This window comes from Pontibacter sp. HSC-36F09, assembly GCF_024171605.1.
In the GTDB taxonomy this organism is placed as follows: Bacteria; Bacteroidota; Bacteroidia; order Cytophagales; family Hymenobacteraceae; genus Pontibacter.
In genome coordinates, this window is the sequence record NZ_JALKAA010000001.1 from 1,248,228 (window position 1) to 1,266,888 (window position 18,661).

Annotated in this window: 21 protein-coding genes; 14 read left to right on the forward strand and 7 right to left on the reverse strand. The window is 50.1% G+C overall.

The features are described 5' to 3' along the window. Positions 1 to 272: 272 nt before the first annotated feature. From L1278_RS05685 to L1278_RS05695, 3 genes are all read left to right on the forward strand, one after another. Positions 273 to 593, forward strand: coding sequence for a DUF5362 family protein (locus L1278_RS05685; protein WP_253401769.1), 321 nt, complete (start codon positions 273 to 275; stop codon positions 591 to 593). Positions 594 to 727: 134 nt separating this feature from the next. After that, complete coding sequence (locus L1278_RS05690) at positions 728 to 1,471, forward strand: acyl-[acyl-carrier-protein] thioesterase (RefSeq protein ID WP_253401771.1); 744 nt, start codon at positions 728 to 730, stop codon at positions 1,469 to 1,471. A gap of 382 nt (positions 1,472 to 1,853) precedes the next feature. Continuing rightward, positions 1,854 to 2,327, forward strand: a complete 474-nt coding sequence (locus tag L1278_RS05695; RefSeq protein WP_253401773.1) for a GNAT family N-acetyltransferase — start codon at positions 1,854 to 1,856, stop codon at positions 2,325 to 2,327. A 101-nt stretch (positions 2,328 to 2,428) separates the two neighbouring features. Here L1278_RS05695 and L1278_RS05700 read toward each other — a convergent pair whose 3' ends face one another. Beyond that, on the reverse strand, positions 2,429 to 2,755 hold the full coding sequence (locus tag L1278_RS05700; protein ID WP_253401775.1) for a DUF4286 family protein: 327 nt from the start codon (positions 2,753 to 2,755) through the stop codon (positions 2,429 to 2,431). A 49-nt stretch (positions 2,756 to 2,804) separates the two neighbouring features. On the opposite strand from L1278_RS05700, the gene L1278_RS05705 reads away from it, so the two are divergent. After that, a complete protein-coding gene (locus L1278_RS05705; protein ID WP_253401777.1) occupies positions 2,805 to 3,440 on the forward strand; it encodes a YdeI/OmpD-associated family protein in 636 nt (211 codons plus the stop codon). A gap of 219 nt (positions 3,441 to 3,659) precedes the next feature. Here L1278_RS05705 and L1278_RS05710 read toward each other — a convergent pair whose 3' ends face one another. The 5 genes from L1278_RS05710 to L1278_RS05730 form a co-directional block, all read right to left on the reverse strand. After that, the gene (locus tag L1278_RS05710; protein WP_253401779.1) at positions 3,660 to 4,226 is read right to left on the reverse strand and encodes a hypothetical protein; all 567 of its coding nucleotides are present in this window, start codon (positions 4,224 to 4,226) and stop codon (positions 3,660 to 3,662) included. A 262-nt stretch (positions 4,227 to 4,488) separates the two neighbouring features. Beyond that, positions 4,489 to 5,058, reverse strand: coding sequence for a hypothetical protein (locus tag L1278_RS05715; protein ID WP_253401781.1), 570 nt, complete (start codon positions 5,056 to 5,058; stop codon positions 4,489 to 4,491). A gap of 51 nt (positions 5,059 to 5,109) precedes the next feature. Beyond that, the gene (locus L1278_RS05720) at positions 5,110 to 7,458 is read right to left on the reverse strand and encodes a TonB-dependent receptor domain-containing protein (RefSeq protein WP_253401783.1); all 2,349 of its coding nucleotides are present in this window, start codon (positions 7,456 to 7,458) and stop codon (positions 5,110 to 5,112) included. 230 nt (positions 7,459 to 7,688) lie between these two features. Further along, positions 7,689 to 8,015 carry a hypothetical protein gene (locus tag L1278_RS05725; protein WP_253401785.1) on the reverse strand — a complete coding sequence of 109 codons (327 nt, stop codon included), beginning with the start codon at positions 8,013 to 8,015 and terminating at the stop codon, positions 7,689 to 7,691. A 128-nt stretch (positions 8,016 to 8,143) separates the two neighbouring features. Beyond that, entirely contained in the window at positions 8,144 to 8,296 is a 153-nt protein-coding gene (locus L1278_RS05730; RefSeq protein WP_253401787.1) for a hypothetical protein, read from the reverse strand. Between the two features lie 35 nt (positions 8,297 to 8,331). On the opposite strand from L1278_RS05730, the gene htpG reads away from it, so the two are divergent. From htpG to L1278_RS05745, 3 genes are all read left to right on the forward strand, one after another. After that, complete coding sequence (gene htpG / locus L1278_RS05735) at positions 8,332 to 10,155, forward strand: molecular chaperone HtpG (RefSeq protein WP_253401789.1); 1,824 nt, start codon at positions 8,332 to 8,334, stop codon at positions 10,153 to 10,155. A 229-nt stretch (positions 10,156 to 10,384) separates the two neighbouring features. Continuing rightward, on the forward strand, positions 10,385 to 11,287 hold the full coding sequence (locus tag L1278_RS05740) for a toxin-antitoxin system YwqK family antitoxin (RefSeq protein WP_253401792.1): 903 nt from the start codon (positions 10,385 to 10,387) through the stop codon (positions 11,285 to 11,287). A gap of 60 nt (positions 11,288 to 11,347) precedes the next feature. Then, positions 11,348 to 11,632: a hypothetical protein gene (locus tag L1278_RS05745; RefSeq protein ID WP_253401794.1), complete on the forward strand. Its 285-nt coding sequence runs from the start codon at positions 11,348 to 11,350 to the stop codon at positions 11,630 to 11,632. 58 nt (positions 11,633 to 11,690) lie between these two features. Here the strand turns inward: L1278_RS05745 and L1278_RS05750 are convergent, their stop codons facing one another. After that, entirely contained in the window at positions 11,691 to 12,053 is a 363-nt protein-coding gene (locus tag L1278_RS05750) for a YraN family protein (protein ID WP_253401796.1), read from the reverse strand. 168 nt (positions 12,054 to 12,221) lie between these two features. Here L1278_RS05750 and lipB point away from each other — a divergent pair, with 168 nt between their 5' ends. The 7 genes from lipB (at position 12,222) to gldL (ending at position 18,630) form a co-directional block, all read left to right on the forward strand. Next, positions 12,222 to 12,938: a lipoyl(octanoyl) transferase LipB gene (gene lipB, locus L1278_RS05755; RefSeq protein ID WP_253401798.1), complete on the forward strand. Its 717-nt coding sequence runs from the start codon at positions 12,222 to 12,224 to the stop codon at positions 12,936 to 12,938. Further along, on the forward strand, positions 12,939 to 13,343 hold the full coding sequence (locus L1278_RS05760; RefSeq protein WP_253401800.1) for a hypothetical protein: 405 nt from the start codon (positions 12,939 to 12,941) through the stop codon (positions 13,341 to 13,343). 31 nt (positions 13,344 to 13,374) lie between these two features. Then, complete coding sequence (locus L1278_RS05765) at positions 13,375 to 14,541, forward strand: DUF4271 domain-containing protein (RefSeq protein WP_253401802.1); 1,167 nt, start codon at positions 13,375 to 13,377, stop codon at positions 14,539 to 14,541. Positions 14,542 to 14,602: 61 nt separating this feature from the next. Next, positions 14,603 to 15,394: a uroporphyrinogen-III synthase gene (locus L1278_RS05770; RefSeq protein ID WP_253401804.1), complete on the forward strand. Its 792-nt coding sequence runs from the start codon at positions 14,603 to 14,605 to the stop codon at positions 15,392 to 15,394. A gap of 154 nt (positions 15,395 to 15,548) precedes the next feature. Further along, on the forward strand, positions 15,549 to 16,508 hold the full coding sequence (locus L1278_RS05775; RefSeq protein WP_253401806.1) for a type IX secretion system membrane protein PorP/SprF: 960 nt from the start codon (positions 15,549 to 15,551) through the stop codon (positions 16,506 to 16,508). Between the two features lie 225 nt (positions 16,509 to 16,733). Then, complete coding sequence (locus L1278_RS05780) at positions 16,734 to 17,753, forward strand: SUMF1/EgtB/PvdO family nonheme iron enzyme (RefSeq protein WP_253401808.1); 1,020 nt, start codon at positions 16,734 to 16,736, stop codon at positions 17,751 to 17,753. Positions 17,754 to 17,829: 76 nt separating this feature from the next. Beyond that, on the forward strand, positions 17,830 to 18,630 hold the full coding sequence (gene gldL / locus L1278_RS05785; protein ID WP_253401810.1) for a gliding motility protein GldL: 801 nt from the start codon (positions 17,830 to 17,832) through the stop codon (positions 18,628 to 18,630). The last annotated feature ends 31 nt before the right edge of the window (positions 18,631 to 18,661 follow it).

Consider the following 18,661-nt stretch of genomic DNA (forward strand, 5'->3'; position numbering starts at 1 on the left):
CAGAAAAGCCAGTGCTGCAGCGATGCGGTGCTGGCTTTTTGTTTTGTTGCCGGTCAGGAAGTTTGTTTGATTTATATAGGGATATTGTTATGTTTAGATAATCAACCAACCTTAGATGATAACTGAATGGATACAGAATTTTACAATGAGCAGCCTCAAGGGTTAAGCATTAATTTAGAGTCAAGAGATTTTCTGCAGAACACGGCAAGTGGGGCAGGTTTTTAGCCATCATCGGATTCGTTTTTTTCGGGATAATGGTTTTAGGTGGGCTGATGGGTATAATAGTAACATTGAAAGGCGACACCAATACAGCTGCTGCACTAGGCAATAGTCTGATGAGCGGTGGCGTTTTCAGCATTTTTTATTTAGCCATGGCTTTGCTTTATTTCTTACCACTGCTATACCTGCACAGATTTTCCACCAAAATGATAGCAGGTCTGGACCAAAACGATGAAGCAACAGTTACGCACGCCTTCAAAAACCTGAAATCACTTTTCAAGCTCCTGGGCATTCTGACGATAGTTATGCTGGTGTTCTATGCCTTCATGATGATAGCGATGAGTGCAGGGGTCTTTCTTGGGCGATCTCACTAACATCATAAACTGTGTAACATTATCTAACAGAAGCACACCCACTGCAGGTGTGCTTCTGTTGTTTACCGCTATACCTGGCTTAGCCCCAAACCCGATTCTTGCGTACCTTGCAACACGAACCAACCACTCCAACTATGAAATCAGTGGCAGGGCAGAGCGCATTTACCGTGCGTTCCACCGAAACAGACCAAAGTGGGCAGGCAACGCTGCCGGCCTTGGTCGGCTACATGCAGGAAGCCGCCTGGGACAACACGGCCACCATGGGCATTTCGATGTACGAACTGCTGGAGCGCGGCCTGACCTGGGTGCTGCAGCGCATGCGCGTGGAGATGTTCCGCTACCCGAAGCACCGGGAAGGTATAACCGTCGAGACCTGGGCCTCGGGCCGTGAAAGGGTGTTCCTGCATCGCGACTTCAGGGTATACAGCGCCGACCGCGAGCTCTTGGGACAGGCAACGAGTGTGTGGCTGGTGATGGATGTGGTGAAGCGGCAGATGGCATCCGTACCTGACTTTATTACCGCCATCGAAGTGGTACCGGGACAGGAGCCATTGCCTTTCGCCAAAGGCAAGCTGCCGCAGCTGGAGCAGGTTAGCTACGAGCAGCAAATGCCCGTCCGCTGGCACGACATCGACCTGAACCGCCACGTCACCAACACTCGTTACCTGCAGTGGGTGCTCGAAACGCTACCGGTAGAAGTGCTCGAAAAGCAGCAGTTACAGGAAATAGACATTATCTTTAAGGCCGAGACCACCCTCGGTGACTCCGTATTAGCCACTGCCGGGCCAGCCGAAGAGGCTAATACGTTCCTGCATAAACTCACCAGCCTCGAATCAGGCAAAGAACTGGTGCAGGCGAAGACGAAGTTTGGGAGCTAGAAAATCGGGGAGTTTGAGAATTTAAAAGATTCAGGTAGCATAGAGAACCTGTAGACCTGTCCGACTCCTGCACGATAATTTCGCCAGTGGGCAGGAAAGAATGCTGTCAACTTCAGGAATAGAGAATCTAAACTGTCATCGCGAAAGAATTGAGAGATCTGGATTATTTCAGAACCCTGATTACATTCCAGATTTCTCCCAAAAGTCGAAATGATAGAAAAATATCTATTTGACGTCATTAGGTCAGGAGAGGTTAGACTCAGTAAAGCAAAATAGTGACTACAATGCTTATACCTGTATTTACCGGAATTGCAGGAATCAGGGGTGGGTTAATCGTGCACACAACAATTTAATCATTTAACAATTTAGCCCTCATATCAATATGATCAATATCAGAAGAGGAACCATAGACGACCTGCCGCAAGTACACGCCCTTATAAAAGAGCTGGCTGTGTACGAGAAGGCGCCGGATGAAGTGACCAACACGGTTCAGGATATGCACTGGGACGGCTTCGGGGAAAACCCGATTTTTAAGTTCTTCGTGGCCGAGACCAAAGAAGGCATTGTAGGTATAGCACTTTACTACATGGCGTATTCCACGTGGAAAGGCAAAATGCTATTCCTGGAGGACCTGATCGTGACTGAGCGCCTGCGTCGCGGCGGGATCGGCAAAATGCTGTTCAACGCCGTCGCCCGCGAAGCGAAAGAGATTGGTGCCAAGCGCATGAAATGGCAAGTGCTGGACTGGAACGAACCGGCTATCGCGTTCTATAAAAAAATGGGCGCCAACCTGGATGGCGAATGGATCAACTGTAACTTCAACGAAGAACAAATCAAAGGATACAGCGCCAATTAGGGTATAAGTCTCACCTATACCTTAAATCAGCTTTCCTGCTATACGCAAACAGGCCCGTGCTATACCTGAGCACGGGCCTGTTTTTTATTAGCAGTAGTTGATTACTGCGCTCGTTCCACATCCCGGCTAACGATTTCCAGCAAAGAGCGGAAAGCGACGTATTTCTCCGGGTAGCGCTCCTGTACTTTCGCCTGTAGGGCGGGCGCATGGTCGCGCTGGTATTCTTCCAGATCCTCCAGGTTGCGGCAGGTATACTGCACCGCGTAAGTGGTACCGCCATTGTCTTCTTCGTGCAGCAGGCGGGCAATCTGGTTGTTCAGGAAATAGCCGGTGGCCATTACCTCCGGTATGTGCGTGCTCTTCATCCAGTCCAGCCACTCTGCGGCCACGCTGTTGTCGATATTGATAGTTACGTTGTATATGATCATACTCAAAATTACGATTTTTCTGTTAGTTTAGAGCTCCAATAGGTATACGATGATGCAGGACATAGCCAAAAAATTAAATCTAAAAGCAGGGTGGCAGATGCTGGTGCTCAATGCGCAGGCAGGTATAGCGGAGGCTCTAACGGCCCAGAGTATAGACGTACACAGTACACCTGCTATAGGTATAGCCTATGATGCCGTGCAGGTGTTTGCCACCGATAGCCGCGAGCTCAACTACTACGTGCCACTTGCCGTGCCTTCCCTTAAACCAAATGGGCAGCTCTGGATAGCTTATCCCAAGAAATCGTCAGGTATAAAATCGGATCTGAACCGGGACGCAGGCTGGGAGGCAATATCGAGTTTAGGCTATGCTCCAGTCAGGCAGGTAGCGATAGACGATACATGGTCTTCATTGCGGTTCAAGCACGAATCTGAACGAAGTGCGCCATCGAAGTTTGGGGTTGATGCGCCAGGTATAGACCGCAAGAACAGGACTGTTGAAATACCGCAGGACCTGCGCGAAGCACTGGAGTCGGCTGGGTTGCTGGAGACTTTTGAGAAACTAGCCTTTACGCACCGCAAAGAACACGTGCTGGCCGTGCAGGAAGCCAAACGACCTGAAACCCGTGCCAACCGCATCGGCAAAACCATTCAGATGCTGATGGGGCAACAACTCCTTGGCCGCTAGTGTTGTTATAACGTAGATTTTGAGCGTATTTAATTCGGCTTGGTTCAGTTTGCCGACTTGTATCTGGCAGATAAGGTATAAGCCAACTAACCTCGATCAGGTATAGCGCTAGTGGACAACAGATAAAGATCATGTTCTATACCTGACACCAAAAATCATAAAAAAGACCGCAGCAGGCTATACCTGCTGCGGTCTTTTTTATGAGTTCTGAGAAAGCGCTTAGTTCGTCACGATCACATTGAAGCTCACATCGACGTCCGTTTCGCCGGCAGTTGTGTTGGTTCCTGTTTTGAGGCCTCCCGGCTGATGCTTCAATACTACTTTTAGCTTGCCGTTGCCTATACCTGCTCCAGTTGTCACAGTAGACTCTAGCCCGACAGGTCGGTTATTTTGGTCCATGTCTGTGATGGCCACATTTACTGTCGCACTGCTTCCCGCATCCGGCGTGAAGGTATACACAAGCAGGTGCTCGTCGCGCTCGTTTTTGATCTCTGCCGTCATATCGGCTACAGGGTTTTTGCTTTCGTCGGTTATGGTCACCACAGCCGTGTACTCTGTGCCTGGCCGAAGTGTGAGCGGTGCGTTCTGTACCGGTGTACCGGTCAGGGTGCTGATGGTTGCTTCTGTGTCCTGACCTTTTCCGGTTGGGGTCAGCGAGATGGTGACAGCCGTTATTACCTCCTGTTCATCCTCCGGACCTGGCTCGTCCTCATCTTTGCAGGAAGAGAAAGTGAGCAGGCTGCCCATCAGCAGGAAAGCGAGGTATGGTCTGAGTAGTTTGTTCATGCTTTTTAGTTTCGTGAGGATTCTCCAGTTAATCAGGGGCTAAATATAGTGTTTTATTCAGAAGATGGAGCGCTGCAAGTGCCAGTGCATTTCCAGGCAGCTGGTTATGCGGATTTACGCCAAATACAATGCTGTAGTTATAAAGGCCCACTGCTAAACCGGAAGCCGTTTTTTCACAACTCAATCATTTAGTCCTATGTGATGAATGAGAAAGGGGGTACCGACTGGCATCCCCTTTCTGTGTTATGCAGTTATCTAAAGGCTACTGAACTTTGGTGTCAAACGAGATATCCACGTCTGTCTCGCCGGTGTTCTCGTTGCTGGTGCTGCTCTTGGTGCCCGGCTGGTGCTTCAGTAGAATACGTACTTTTCCTGTTCCGGCAGCATTGGTTGTCGCCGATGTTTCCAAACCTATCGGGCGGCCATTGGCATCCTTATCGATTTTGCTGAAAGCAACCAGACTCTGTGGCGTCACCTGGTAGAAAACCTCGTGTGCTGTTCCTTCTTCACGAATATCCGTTGTCAGATCGTGCGTGTCGTGGTGATCGCCATGCGCTTCCTCAGAGGCAAAGGAGATAGAACCGGTATACGTGGTGTTGGCGCTGAGCACTAACTCATCTATGGCAGGAGCGTTTCCGCCCGGGCCGTCCAGGTCTTCCCAGGTAGCTGTAATTGCCTGGCCACCAGTGGAAGGCGTAAGCGTCAGGGTCACGGTCGTTACTACATCGTGCTCGTGGTCCGGCTCAGGTTCCTCCTCATCTTTACAGGCCGAAAATGTAAGTAAGCTGCCCATTAGCAGAAATGCGAGGTATGGTCTGAATGATTTTTTCATGATAAATAAACTGTTTTGAGTTTAATTGATTTAACTTTTTGATAAAGGTGACTACAGCGGAACCTTGATGCGGAACATGATCATGCGGCCCATCTCGTCGGCAAAGTACCGGAGGCGGTTCTGATAATCGCGGTAGCTGGTGTTGAGCAGGTTGCTGCCCACTATACCTAGCTCCACCTGTTGCTTCCCGAACTGCAGTTGCGTGCCCGCCTCGGCGTGCAGCAGGAAATAAGCATCAGGCGCCGCTAAAACAGGATCAGACTGCGCATCAGAACGGCCCTGACGACCAACATACAATCCTCCAAGCGCCAGATAGCTGTCAGATAGCCGGGAGGCACTCCTGTTTTCGAAGCTGTAACGGAGGGTATTGTCAGTGCGGCCAGGCGTAATGAACGGCAGGTAACTGTCTGTTTCCCTGTTCTTGGCGTATACCAGCGACGTTTTGTTGTTCAGCGTCAGCCGGTTGGTCAGGGCATAGTCGAAGTTGAGGTCCGCCCCCCAGAACCGCGCATCGGCCTGCATGTACTCGGCCTGCAGGTAGGCGCCCCCTATGCCCAGCGCATAGTCTGGCAGTATCTGCAGGTAAATGTAATTGTTAATGGTGTTGTAATAGAGACTAAGCTCCCCGTTCAGGCGGGGGTTAGAATGGTAATTGAGGGTAGCCATCGTGTTCACGGCATCTTCTGAAATCAGCTCCGGGTTACCACGCTCAAAAGAAGCCGCACTGTTGTGCAGCCCGTTGGCAAACAACTCATAAGCATGCGGTGCGCGGGAGGCGTAGCCCACATTGGCACTCAGCGTAACGTGGTAGCCCAGGTCGTACAGTGCACCGAAGCTTCCGGAAAAGTTATGAAACGTGTATGACGGGCGCAGCACGCCCTCCGTACGATTCCACCGTTTAATGTCGAGCGATTTATTGTCGTAGCGGATGCCGGCCTCCAGCTGCAGGTTATCCTTTCGCCATTTCTCTGAGATAAAAGCACCGATGGTGGTATTGATGAAGTATGGCAACAGGGGCCTGGTGTTGGCAGCATAGGTATTATTCTGCCAGATAGTAGATACCCCCACGCTTCCGGAGAGATTAGCAACCGGCTTATGCTCCCACACCAGCTCGGTCGTATGCGTCTGTAGGTCCAGGTCCAGCTGCGGACGGTCGCCGGTGTTGCGGTGGCGGTCATACTCCTGCCGCACGTTCTGCTGCAGCCCGTAGGTGAACTGCAACTCACCGGCCTCCCCTGTCTGGTAAAAAGCTTTGGCCTTGAGCAGGTGGTGCGTCACATCCTGGTAAGGGCGGGCAATGGTATAGGTAAAGCTGCCCGTCTCTTCCGGCTGTTCCCGCCCGATGGCGTTGGCCAGATCCGTCAGGTTACCGATATGCGCCGACGACAGAAAGCCCAGCTTGGTGTGAAAATAACTGTAGTACAGCTCTGCCCCGAAGTGCTGCCGCTTATAGCCCAGCGTAGCTGCCAGGTTTTGTTCTTCAAAGCCTGTGTTGTCTAAATTATACCTAGGAGCCTGCGCGCTGCCTGCTTTCTTAACAGAGGTATGAAGGCGCCAGCTCAGCGGCAATTGCCGAAGCCTGCCCTCTGCCATGCCGGCTACCGTGCCCATGCGGTTGTTGGTGCTGCCAATGAGGGTAACCTCACCGCTTATACCTGCAGAGTCCGGTAACGGACTAGGCTCTACCAGCACAATGCCGCCAATGGCATCGGAGCCGTAGCGCACCCCCGCCGCACCCTTGATCACCCGCATCTGCTGGGCGTTCAGCGGGTCAATTTCCGGAGCGTGCTCGTTCCCCCACTGTTGCGATTCGTGCCGCACACCATTGTTCATGATCACTACGCGGTTGCCGAACAGGCCGTGTATAACAGGCTTGGAAACAGTAGGACCCGTTTGCACAGAACTTACACCTGTCAGCTTTTTCAGCGATTCGCCCAGCGAAAGTCCGCGGGTTTCCGCTAGTTCGCGCCCTTGGAGCGTTTCGGTTGCCTGCGCCTGCTCCTGCAGGCGGCTTCCGGTGATCTCTACAGCTTCCAGTTGCTGCGCATCGATGTGCAGGGTCAGGTTTCGCACGGTAGAGGTCGTCATCCGAAGCGAAGGCCGTTCCGTTACATACCCGATGTAGGTCACCTTTAAGGTATAGCTGCCGCGGCACAGGTGGTGAAAATGGTAGTTGCCGTATTCATCCGACAACGTACCTCGCTGCAGCTCCTCTATATAAATAGTGGCGCCGATCAGTGGCTCCCGGGTGTCGTGGTCCAGCACCTTACCCGAGAGGGTTAGGCCGCAGTCCTGTTCCGGATTGTCGCCGTCCAGGTATAGCTGCTCCTGCGCTACTGCCAGTGGAGTAATCAAGAGTAACTGCCACAACAGCAGGAAAATGAATTTAGATCTGAACACAGAATGTTTAGAATTTAGGTATAAGGTATAGACTACAGCGTCTCTCTAACCCGTCGGCTGAAAAAACCGCAGGTATAGGTATAGCTATTATGCCAGGAAAATAAACAGGATACCAGCAGGCAGCACACAGCGTCGCATCTGGGCAGCAGGTATGCAAAACTGATAAACCAGCCTAAACACAGGTGTCGGGAGAGGCGACACGCCGTAAGACCGGAAAAAAAGCGAAAGGTTTAGCCGAGTGCGGGGGGGCCGCGAAGTTTGAGGCGGGCAAATGAATCGAAAGCCGAGTACTGGGTATACCGGGCGGTATACTTTGTGAGTACAATAGGTGCTGCAAAGGTATAGACTGTGGTGGCGCTTTGATAGGGCGCTCCAAACAGATCCTCGACCGGACAGTGGTTGTGTTTTTTCTCGACATGCGCGTTTTTCTGGTCGCCTGGGTGGCTGTGCGCTGTGTGGGCATGGCTGTGCAGGCTGAGCAGCAACTGATCCGGCACCATGGCGCGCGTGAACAGCAGCAGCAGAAAAAGGGCGATATATGTCGTGAACCGGTACACCTAAAGCAAGGCTATAAAACAAAGATAATCGTTTTTCACCATTGTTGTATCAACAATTAAACATTTCGCTTGCTCAGGTTCAATCTCTTGGCAAAGCCATCAGCGAAATCATGCCAAAACAACAAGTTTTATACCTGTGTGCTCCTTAACGCAGAAGGTATAGCGGATGTTTTCTGACAACCTGTCACAAACGGGTCGGTTCTATACCTGTGGAACAGGATTTGAAAGCGCTTGGGCAGGTATTCCCTTGTCGTTTTCGCAGGCATCGGTTTCAAAGACATCACTTATTAAAAGATAGATTTTAAAAGTATAGCACATGGAAGAAAGAGGTAATATTTCGATTCACACCGAAAACATTTTCCCGATCATCAAGAAGTTCCTTTACTCCGATCACGAGATTTTTCTGCGTGAGCTGGTGAGTAATGCCGTGGATGCCACCCAGAAAATGAAGCGCCTGTCCGCCATCGGCGAGTACAAAGGCGATTTGGGCGAGCTGAAAGTAGTGGTGAAAGTGGATAAAGATGCCCGTACCATTTCTATTTCAGATAACGGCATCGGTATGACAGCCGAGGAAATCAAGAAGTACATCAACCAGATCGCCTTCTCGGGCGCTACTGAGTTTGTGGAGCGTTACAAAGATGCCGGTGAGCAGAATCAGATCATCGGTCAGTTCGGTCTGGGCTTTTACTCAGCCTTCATGGTGGCTGATCGTGTCGAGATCGTTACCAAATCGTACAGAGAAGGCACAGAAGCAGCGCACTGGACCTGCGACGGCAGCACCGAATTTGCCATTGCCCCGGCGCATAAGGAAGACCAGGGTACGAACGTGATCCTGAACGTGGCTTCCGATTCAGAAGAATTCCTGGAGACAGCCCGCATCCGCACCATCCTCGACAAATATTGCAAGTTCCTGCCAGTACCGGTGGAGTTCGAAGGTGAGATCATCAACAACCCGAACCCGATCTGGACGAAGCAGCCGTCTGAACTGACGGACGAGGACTATAAGAACTTCTATAAAGAGCTATACCCATTCTCAGAGGCACCGCTCTTCTGGATTCACCTGAACGTGGACTATCCGTTCAACCTGACAGGTATACTCTACTTCCCGAAACTGAAAAACGACTTCGAGATACAGCGCAACAAGATTCAGCTCTACTCCCGCCAGGTGTTCATTACCGACGAAGTGAAGGACGTGGTGCCTGAGTTCCTGATGCTGCTGCACGGTGTGATCGACTCGCCGGACATTCCATTGAACGTGAGCCGCTCGTTCCTGCAGGCCGACTCCAACGTGAAGAAGATCAACACTTACATCACCAAAAAGGTAGCCGACAAGCTGAACGATATCTTCAAGAAGGACAGAGCCACGTTCGAGACCAACTGGGAAGACATCAACGTGTTCATCAAGTACGGTATGCTGAGCGACGACAAGTTCTATGAAAAAGCCAAGGACTTCGTGCTGCTGCAGAACACCGAAGGCAAGTACTATACCTTAGAGGAGTATAAGGCGCTGACGCAGGCCAACCAAACCGACAAGAATGACCAGTTAGTGCTGCTCTACACCACCGACGCCGACAAGCAACATGCCTTCGTGGAAGCCGCGCAAAACCGCGCCTACGATGTGCTCAAGCTGGACTCGGTGATAGACAGTCACTTTATCGGTATGCTGGAGCAGAAGCTGGAGAAGACTTCACTCAAGCGTGTGGACTCTGAAACGATCGGCAAACTGATCGAGAAAGACGAAACCAAAGAGAGTGTGCTGAACGATACCGAGAAAGAGGACCTGAAGAAAATCTACGAAACGGCTATCAGCAACCAGAACATGCAGGTGGAAGTAGCACCAATGGCCCCAGACGATGCACCGGTGATCATTACCTTGCCGGAATTTATGCGCCGCATGAAGGACATGAGCAAGAGCGGCGGTGGCGGTATGATGTTCATGGGCAACATGCCGGATACTTATAACGTGACCATCAACGCGAACCACAGCATCAACCAGCGGATCCTCAAAGCGAAAGATGATAACAAAGAGCGCATTGCCCGTCAGGCGTTTGACCTGGCCCTGTTGTCGCAGAACATGCTCTCAGGCTCGGCCCTCACCGCATTTGTGAAGCGCAGCGTGGATTTGATCGACAAAGAATAACAGTACTTTTCATAATTACACTTAACAGTAAAAAGCGGCACCCGGCTGGGTGTCGCTTTTTGTTTTGGATGGTATTCGGTGAACTAAGGCGCCGGGCTTAAAGTTATAGGGACTATACCTGGCAGACCGGTAGTTGGCAGGTATATGATTTATCTGCATATTTACGTTACCTTAAACAAGGTATAGCTTTTTGGAAACAACAGAAGTGCATTTATCTGAACGAAAACACATGAGGCACACGCTCTATCTTGTCGGGTTTGTTTTGTCTGTGGTGCTGGGTGTTGCGGCCTGCAAGCCCACGGCTTACAACAGCGATTACAACCTGAGCCGGGCCGCTGAAAAAGAGAGCTCAAAAGCTGATGCTATTGCTTTGGCTGATACCGCCAAGCCTATTGTGCAGATAGGCGATTCGCTGGATAAGGTAGAGGAAAAGCAGCCCAAAAAGCGCAAGAAGAAAGCCGACAAGCGTTACTTTATGGGTGACAGAGTGGCCCGAGGCTTCGTGAAGACAGGTGGTCGTGGCCCCCGTGAAGTAATCGAGTCTTTCAGTTACCTGGTAGAGTTTCAGCAGCCGGACCCTTACGCCCCCGAGAAATACTACTATGATACCAAGCGTCGCAAACTCTACAAAACGCGCGGCGAACTTGACCCGGAGCAGCACAAGGTATTGCATGGCCCTTACAAAAAAGAGCAGGGCGGCGAAGTAGTCGAAGAAGGCTACTTTTATGTCGGTACCAAACACCTGCGCTGGGAACGCTACAACCGCGATGGGATACTGCTGGCAAAGGAGCATTTTGAGAAAGGCTATCTGCGCGATGCCGTGGTGAAGTATTACGAGGGCACCAAAAAGATAAAAGAAGTGATACCCTACGCCTATGGCGAAGTGCAGGGGACTTATTACCGCTTCTATGAAAACGGCCAGCTTGAGTGGATGGGACAATACCAGAAAGGCCGCAAAGTGGGCCTCTGGGTGAAGCACTTCGACTTCAGGGCACGCCGACAGTTCGAGTACCAATACCCTAAAACACCTTACGAGCCGCAGGCAGAGCCAGTCCTGGTGAAGCAATACGACCGCCACGGTACTCTCATCTACGAGAAAGACAAGCTGGATAAGCGGGCTTCGAGTCGCTAAGGTATAGGTATAGCCTTTCGCTCTCTGTAATGTAATCTAATTAATTTGCTCGGCTACATCATGTCAATATCCGACGAAAATAGAGTTGATAAGGCTATCAGTGAGCATCTAAAGACATGGTGGACAGATGAGACTAAGCAGGAGATTAAAGTGCAATATGGCATTGATATACTGAATCAAATAATTTCAATTTACGACTTTGCAAGCCAATCAGAGTTTTGGCTGTCGCTTGAGCTTAATGACGCTTATAACCAAACTACAGAAAGATTAAAGAAACAATACCCGTTTTTGTCTGATGGCTCTGTCAGAAGAGTTGCAAATATGGCTGCATATAGCTGGAAGTAAGTATGTAGTATCTGCTCTGTGAAACTTCAGCAGGGGCGCTAGATGAAATGTTGTCGTATCAATGAAAGGCGTCTTCGATGTGGAACAGTTCCGGCGGTTTGCTCATCGTAATGGCAATAATATCGAAGCGAATGTCTTCCTGCCAGCCTGTTTTCACGATATAAGCGTCCGCCGCGTTGAGGATCATGCGTTGCTTACGGCGGTTCACGAACTCCTCCGGATAGCCAAAGCTGTCGTTGGTTCGGGTTTTCACTTCTACAAACACCAATACATCATTTTGGCGGGCAATAATATCGATCTCGGCTTTGCCCATGCGCAGGTTGCGTTGCAAAATGTGATAGCCTTTCTGGTGCAGCAGGTCGCAGGCCAGGTCTTCGCCGTTGGCGCCGGTAGAGAGGTGTGGTGCTTGCGGTGTCGTCATAAGAGCTTTAAACTTGTAAGAGCGGCCGCTGGTTTTATTACGGCAGCCGGAGTAGTTGTTTGCGTATGCCCGCAAGCGACCGTATCTTTGTTGAAAACTAGAGGTATAGAGTATCGGTTGGCATCATAGCTAGCCCTGAGCTATACCTTGAGAGAAGGGAGAAAAGACGTGTCACAGAACAAGACCATACAATTTGAGCACCTGGGGCTGATCGATTACAAAGAGGCCTGGGACTATCAGGACAAGCTCTTTACAGGTGTACTGGATATGAAGTCCCGCAACCGAAATGCTGCTCCCGAAGCGCAGGAGGTGACGCCGAACTACCTGCTTTTCTGCTCCCACCCGCACGTCTATACCTTGGGCAAGAGCGGACACGAGTCTAACCTGCTGATTAACGAAGAAGGGCTGAAGGCCAAAGGCGCTACTTTCTACAAGATCAACCGTGGCGGCGATATCACCTACCACGGACCGGGACAGATTGTGGGCTACCCGATCCTGGATCTGGACCACTTCTTTACCGACATACACAAATACCTGCGTTTTCTGGAAGAGGGGATCATCCTGACCTTGAAAGATTACGGGATAGAAGCGGGTCGTATACCTGGCCTCACCGGCGTATGGCTGGACCATGTGGAGCAGAAGAATCCGCGCAAGATCTGCGCTATGGGCGTGAAGTGCAGCCGCTGGGTGACCATGCACGGTTTCGCCTTCAACATCAACACAGACTTAGACTATTTTAACAACATCGTGCCCTGCGGCATTACCGACAAGCAGGTAACGTCGCTGGCAAAAGAGCTGGGCCGCGAATTGCCGATGGCAGAAGTGGAGGAAAAACTCCTGGGCCACCTGGCAACCCTTTTTGAGGCAAGCATTACAAAAGATTAAATGAAGAAGGACATAGATTTCACCCCGGTTCAGGGTGTGGCCGTGGCCATTGCCTTCACGGGCGAGTCGCCGGAGGAGCGCATCTGGAACGTATACTTGATCAACAACAATAGTGAGGCCCTCGAAAATGTGTTTGTCACATCCAAAGGCTATGGCACTATAGAGGAGGAAGAAGTAAAAACCTCTGTGCTGCGACACATGTTTGAGCGTGTGGAGGCCAAAAGCTTTGTGCAGGTGGAAGTCATTGACCCGTCGGTTTTCAAGCTTAACAACGAGTACTGGGTGAGCTACTACATCGATGGCAAGATCTATGACAAGCGCTTTGTGTTCGTGCCCGACTCGATCACCGATGAGCACCTCATCGATATCAGCATGCTGCAGATGCAGGGTGTATTGCATTCTTAAGGTATAGCTTCTCAAATTTTTCACCCTGACCGTGAATTTCACAAACCGCATAAGGTATAGCTTCGGGCTGATGCTACTGCTTTTGGTACTGACCTGGCCGCTACAGGCCCAGGTGCTGCCACTGGAGCAGAAGAACACCCTGAATGGCAACTGGCAGGTATACGATGCCGGCTCCAGTGACCTGGTGCCTTATGCTGCGACCCTGCACGGCGGCTACAGTGTGGTACATCAATGGGTGACCATGGCGCCTGCCAAGCCTTTTGTGATTGAATTTACAGCCCAGAAAGACCTGTGTCTTTTCCTGAACAATCAGCTCATCTTCACGGCCGACTCTACTTCTACCTATACCTTCGACCTGTCCACGTGGAACAATCGGGTGAAGCCGGTGAACGGGCGTTACCTGTTGTCGGTATGGCATCCGTCGCAGCACCCCAACATAGGTTCTTTCCGCAACAGGGTACAGACAGAGCGAGCCGACAGCGAAACCATGCAGGGGAGTTTCTCGGTACGGCTGCGGGAGTACGTGAACCAGAATGCGTTCATCATTTTCACGCTGCTGATCGGGCTGCTGTATGGCGGGTTGAAAACCACGTTCCCCTCCGACTTTCAGGCGGTGTTTGGGGTGCAGTCCTTCTGGCGCACCCGGTCGCTGGACGAAGGCATCCTGGCAAAACCGCTCAGCACCTGGTCCGGCATGCTCTTTATCATCGCCTTTTCCATGTCCATGGCCTTGCTGATTGCGGCCATCCATACCAATGTGCAGCATGTACGCATTTTCAACCGCCTGTTTCCGGTGTCAGAGGCCGATATAACGACCAAGATCCTGTTCTATACCTTCCTGATCTTCGCGGTCGTCCTGCTAAAGTACTTTTTCCTGAAAGTGATGGGTTATATTTTCGGATTAGAGCAGATTGTGCAGGTCCAATTCAGTGAGTTTCTGCGTTCTCTGTTGTTTCTGGGCCTCTTTCTACCAGTGGTTATGCTGCTATACCTGTCGCTTAACCACGTAGCCCCCGATGCCGTACTCACAGTTTCGAGCATGGCGGTCCTTTTGCTGCTGGTAATCACGGTTATTCGTGTGTTTGTGACAGTAAATAAGCAGACATCTGTGATAAATTTGCATTTATTTTCTTACCTTTGCGCCACAGAAGTGATTCCGTTGACCATCATGTTGAAGTTTATTGTGTTTAACTTTTAAAAACACAAAATCGACGGTTTCGGCAGGCGGCTAATATATAATAAACAGACTTCCATACTCTATGGCTGAAAGCAAAGAAAAGGCTTGGGCAAATCCTGAAAGACATAAAATTCCGATCAGGAGCATTCTCGTGACGCAACCACAGCCTACTACCGACAACTCTCCCTATCTCTCTATAGCAGACAAGTACGGGATTAAGGTGGATTTCAGGGCGTTTATCGAGGTAGAACCTGTTTCCTTCAAAGAGTTCCGCAAAGACAAAGTGGACATCCTCTCGCATACGGCCGTGATCTTCACCAGCCGCAACGCCGTGGACCACTTTTTCAGAATTTGCCAGGAAAGTAAAATTGAAATGCCGGCTGACATGAAGTACTTCTGTATTTCGGACCAGACGGCTTACTACCTCCAGAAATACATCACCCTGCGCAAGCGCAAGTTGTTTGTAGGCGAGAAAACAGCCAAGGATCTGTTTGAGGTGATCAAGAAGCACAAGAACGAAACTTTCCTGTATCCTTGCTCCAACATCCGCAAAGACGATATTCCGGGTTTCCTGAAAACGAATAAGATCAAGCACACGGAGGCTATCATTTACAAAACAGTAGAAGCCGACCTGTCGGACCTGGACGATGTGACCTACGACTGCATTGCCTTTTTCAGCCCCTCAGGCATCAGCTCGCTGTTCATCAACTTTCCTAACTTTAAGCAGAACAACACCCGCATTGCGGCTTTTGGCCCAACTACAGCCAAAGCGGTGCGCGATGCCGGTTTGGAACTCGACATAGAGGCGCCGATGCCAAACGCCCCTTCCATGACGGGAGCCATAGAGGTATACATACAGAACCAGAAGAAATAAGCGAACCTACTTAAAGGTCGGGTAAAACAGTAAAACGCAAAAGCAAGCAGAATCAACCATCTGCTTGCTTTTGCGTTTTACTGTTTAATATATATATTTGGTTCAACTCTGGCTCTTTAACGTCCAGTTAACGTTTGCTTGGCTGCAACATTCTATGAAAAAGATTATACCTGTCGTTTTGTTGTTGTTAATCTGCCACCTGAACTCCTGGGCGCAGCAACAACCTCAATTTACCCAATACGGATTCAACGGCATGTATATCAGCCCGGCTTACGCAGGTATAACCAATCGCCCGGAAATACAATCTATCTACCGCTACCAGTGGCTGAACTACGATGCCTCGTTTGACGATGGCGGTTCGCCGCGTACCTTGCTCCTGACAGCGCACACCCCGGTGCGCCTTTTAAAGGGCGGTTTAGGTATAACCCTCATGCAGGATCAGATTGCCAACACCCGCATACAACAGGCGGCCATTTCTTATTCTTTCCACCTGAAAGTGGGCGAAGGCAAGTTGGGCATCGGCCTGCAGGGCAATATAAATAATATAAGAAAGGGCAGCTACCGTTTTATCGACGAGGGCGACCCGAACATTCCCTTCAACAGTTCCGACTCTAAATTTGACATGGGGGCTGGGGTCTGGTATGAGTCAGAGCAGTTCTATGCAGGCGCCGGCGTGACCAATTTGCTGGGTTCAAGCTACCAGTTTATGAACGTGGATAACACAGAAGGTGGCCGCGTTGTAGGCGAGAACCACCTATACCTGACAGGCGGCTACCATTTGCCGCTCACCAACCAATTAGTGCTTACCCCGACAGCCCTCTTAAAGCATGATACAGAGACATTTTCGTTTGATGCAGGCGCCCGTATAACATTTGATGAAAAATATTGGGGCGGATTGAATTTTCGGCATCAGGAAGCTGTTAGTGCGCTTGTGGGTATAGCGATGTTGCAGGACAACGCGCTGCGGGTAGGATATGCATTAGATCTCACAACATTTAATAAAGAGGCCAAGGCCCCAACATCACACGAAGTGATGGTCTCCTACCGATTACCTGAGCCAGTTGTTCGGTTCAGGCCTCCAGTGCGAACCCCTCGCTATAATTTCACAAAATAAATATTCAGGATATTGTATTTATCGCTGAAAAGCTGTATTCTTGAAAAAATACAGTTAAAATAAATTGTATATGGTATAATATTCTTGATATTGTACCGTTTGAAAATTATTAATAAGTGAGAATTTCAATTGTTTTTGTTTTATTTCTAATTCTCAATATATTTGCTACACCAGAAATAGTGTGCATTAATAATTGCTAAAAAATTTACTTTTTCCAAAGTCATCATGAACAAACTATTAAAGCTGTCTTCCTTCGCTTTGGCGGTGGTACTGCTTGCGAGTTGTGGGTTAAGAAGAGGACCGCAAGGCGACCTGGTGGGCGCAGAGGATCGACCAGACTACAATCCACAGGCTGTACCCTACGGCATGATCGCCGCTCCGGGCGGAACTTTCCACATGGGTCAGGCAGATCAGGATATAGCGGCAACTATGGCGAACCTGAACAAGCAGGTGACAATTGGTGGCTTCTATATGGACGAAACCGAGATTACGAACAACGAATACCGTCAGTTTATTGAGGTAATGGTCAACGACTCGATCGATGTGCTGGGCGAAGACTTCGTGATGACAAGCCTATACCCTGACACGACCGTTTGGGTACGCGACTTCACTTACCACATGGGTGATCCCTTGATGGAATACTATTTCTCTCACCCTGCATTTGATGAATATCCGGTGGTGGGTGTAAACTGGTTTGCAGCCAAGTATTTCTCAGACTGGAGAACGAAGCATAAGAACCAGGCCAATGCCGATAACGGCATGGCACCAATGCCGCAATTCCGTCTGCCTTCTGAGGCAGAGTGGGAGTACGCAGCGAGAGGTGGCCGCGATATGTCAACCTACCCTTGGGGTGGTCCATACCTGCGTAACGCCAAAGGCTGTCTGCTGGCTAACTTTAAGCCGGGCCGTGGTGACTACTACAGCGATGGCTTTACCTACACGGCTCCTGTAGCCCAGTTCTTCCCGAACGACTTTGGCCTGTACGACATGGCCGGTAACGTATCTGAGTGGTGCGAAGATGCCTACGCTGACGCTACTGTTCCGATTACCTGGGACTTGAACCCTGTTTACTATGATGACAACGAGCCTCGCAAAGTAGTGAGAGGCGGCTCCTGGAAAGATATTGCATACTTCCTCGAAACTGGTACCCGTAACTTCGAATACCAGGACTCAGCCAGGTCATACATCGGTTTCCGCAACGCGATGATCTACCTGGGACGCTCTTCAGGAAGAGAGTTCAGATAGTCCACCGAAGTGTTCTAACAGTTAAAAACTTAACAATTTAATACCCAATCGTTCACATTTAATTTTTGAAAACAAAATGAGCAAAGCTAGAGGTCGCAGTTTCTTGTACGACGTGTTGATGCCCAAAATCTATGGTCTTGGTGCCGCAGTCGTAATTATCGGAGCATTGTTTAAAATTCAGCACTGGGCAGGTGCCGACATCATGCTGATCGTAGGTCTTGGTACAGAGGCCGTTATCTTCGCGCTGAGTGCGTTCCAGCCACAGCCACACGATCCGGATTGGGCAAGAGTATACCCACAACTGGCCGATGACTACACTGGCGAGGCGCTTATCCCAACAACAGCGTCGAACAACAACACTTCCGTTACAAAGGAACTTGACAAAATGATGCGTGACGCTGACATTACGCCAGCTACCATCAACACACTGGGCATGGGCCTGAACAGACTGAGCGAAACTGCAGCACAAATGGCTGACTTGAGCCAGGCTACAGCTGCTACTAATGAGTATGGTGTACGTGTGAAAGCTGCCGGTGACGAGCTGGGCCGCATTACACAGGCTTACGCTACAACAGCAGATGCACTGTCTCAAATGGCAGTTGCCGCCAACGATACACAAGAGTATCATACCCAAGTACAGAGCATGACAAGAAACTTAGGTGCTTTAAATGCTGTTTACGAAATGGAGCTTCAGGATGCCAACACTCACCTGAAAGCAATGAACAAGTTCTACGGAAACCTGAGCATGGCCATGGAAAACCTGACTGACGCCAGCAAAGACACGGAGCAGTTCAAGCAGGAGGTTTCTAAACTGACGCATAACCTACACTCACTGAACACAGTGTACGGTAACATGCTGACAGCCATGAAAGGTTAATTGCGCATTTCCTAAATCAACAAGAAAACAA

Excerpts from the sequence above, each read along its gene's own strand:
- L1278_RS05775 (WP_253401806.1), top strand. The coding sequence starts at position 15,549 with ATGAAAAAGATTATACCTGTCGTTTTGTTGTTGTTAATCTGCCACCTG.
- L1278_RS05770 (WP_253401804.1), top strand. The coding sequence starts at position 14,603 with ATGGCTGAAAGCAAAGAAAAGGCTTGGGCAAATCCTGAAAGACATAAA.
- gldL (WP_253401810.1), top strand. The coding sequence starts at position 17,830 with ATGAGCAAAGCTAGAGGTCGCAGTTTCTTGTACGACGTGTTGATGCCC.
- L1278_RS05730 (WP_253401787.1), bottom strand. The coding sequence starts at position 8,296 with ATGTCTTTGAAACCGATGCCTGCGAAAACGACAAGGGAATACCTGCCC.
- L1278_RS05745 (WP_253401794.1), top strand. The coding sequence starts at position 11,348 with ATGTCAATATCCGACGAAAATAGAGTTGATAAGGCTATCAGTGAGCAT.
- L1278_RS05690 (WP_253401771.1), top strand. The coding sequence starts at position 728 with ATGAAATCAGTGGCAGGGCAGAGCGCATTTACCGTGCGTTCCACCGAA.
- L1278_RS05740 (WP_253401792.1), top strand. The coding sequence starts at position 10,385 with ATGAGGCACACGCTCTATCTTGTCGGGTTTGTTTTGTCTGTGGTGCTG.
- L1278_RS05750 (WP_253401796.1), bottom strand. The coding sequence starts at position 12,053 with ATGACGACACCGCAAGCACCACACCTCTCTACCGGCGCCAACGGCGAA.
- L1278_RS05760 (WP_253401800.1), top strand. The coding sequence starts at position 12,939 with ATGAAGAAGGACATAGATTTCACCCCGGTTCAGGGTGTGGCCGTGGCC.
- htpG (WP_253401789.1), top strand. The coding sequence starts at position 8,332 with ATGGAAGAAAGAGGTAATATTTCGATTCACACCGAAAACATTTTCCCG.
- L1278_RS05710 (WP_253401779.1), bottom strand. The coding sequence starts at position 4,226 with ATGAACAAACTACTCAGACCATACCTCGCTTTCCTGCTGATGGGCAGC.
- L1278_RS05780 (WP_253401808.1), top strand. The coding sequence starts at position 16,734 with ATGAACAAACTATTAAAGCTGTCTTCCTTCGCTTTGGCGGTGGTACTG.
- L1278_RS05685 (WP_253401769.1), top strand. The coding sequence starts at position 273 with ATGGGTATAATAGTAACATTGAAAGGCGACACCAATACAGCTGCTGCA.
- L1278_RS05705 (WP_253401777.1), top strand. The coding sequence starts at position 2,805 with ATGATGCAGGACATAGCCAAAAAATTAAATCTAAAAGCAGGGTGGCAG.
- L1278_RS05695 (WP_253401773.1), top strand. The coding sequence starts at position 1,854 with ATGATCAATATCAGAAGAGGAACCATAGACGACCTGCCGCAAGTACAC.
- L1278_RS05700 (WP_253401775.1), bottom strand. The coding sequence starts at position 2,755 with ATGATCATATACAACGTAACTATCAATATCGACAACAGCGTGGCCGCA.
- L1278_RS05715 (WP_253401781.1), bottom strand. The coding sequence starts at position 5,058 with ATGAAAAAATCATTCAGACCATACCTCGCATTTCTGCTAATGGGCAGC.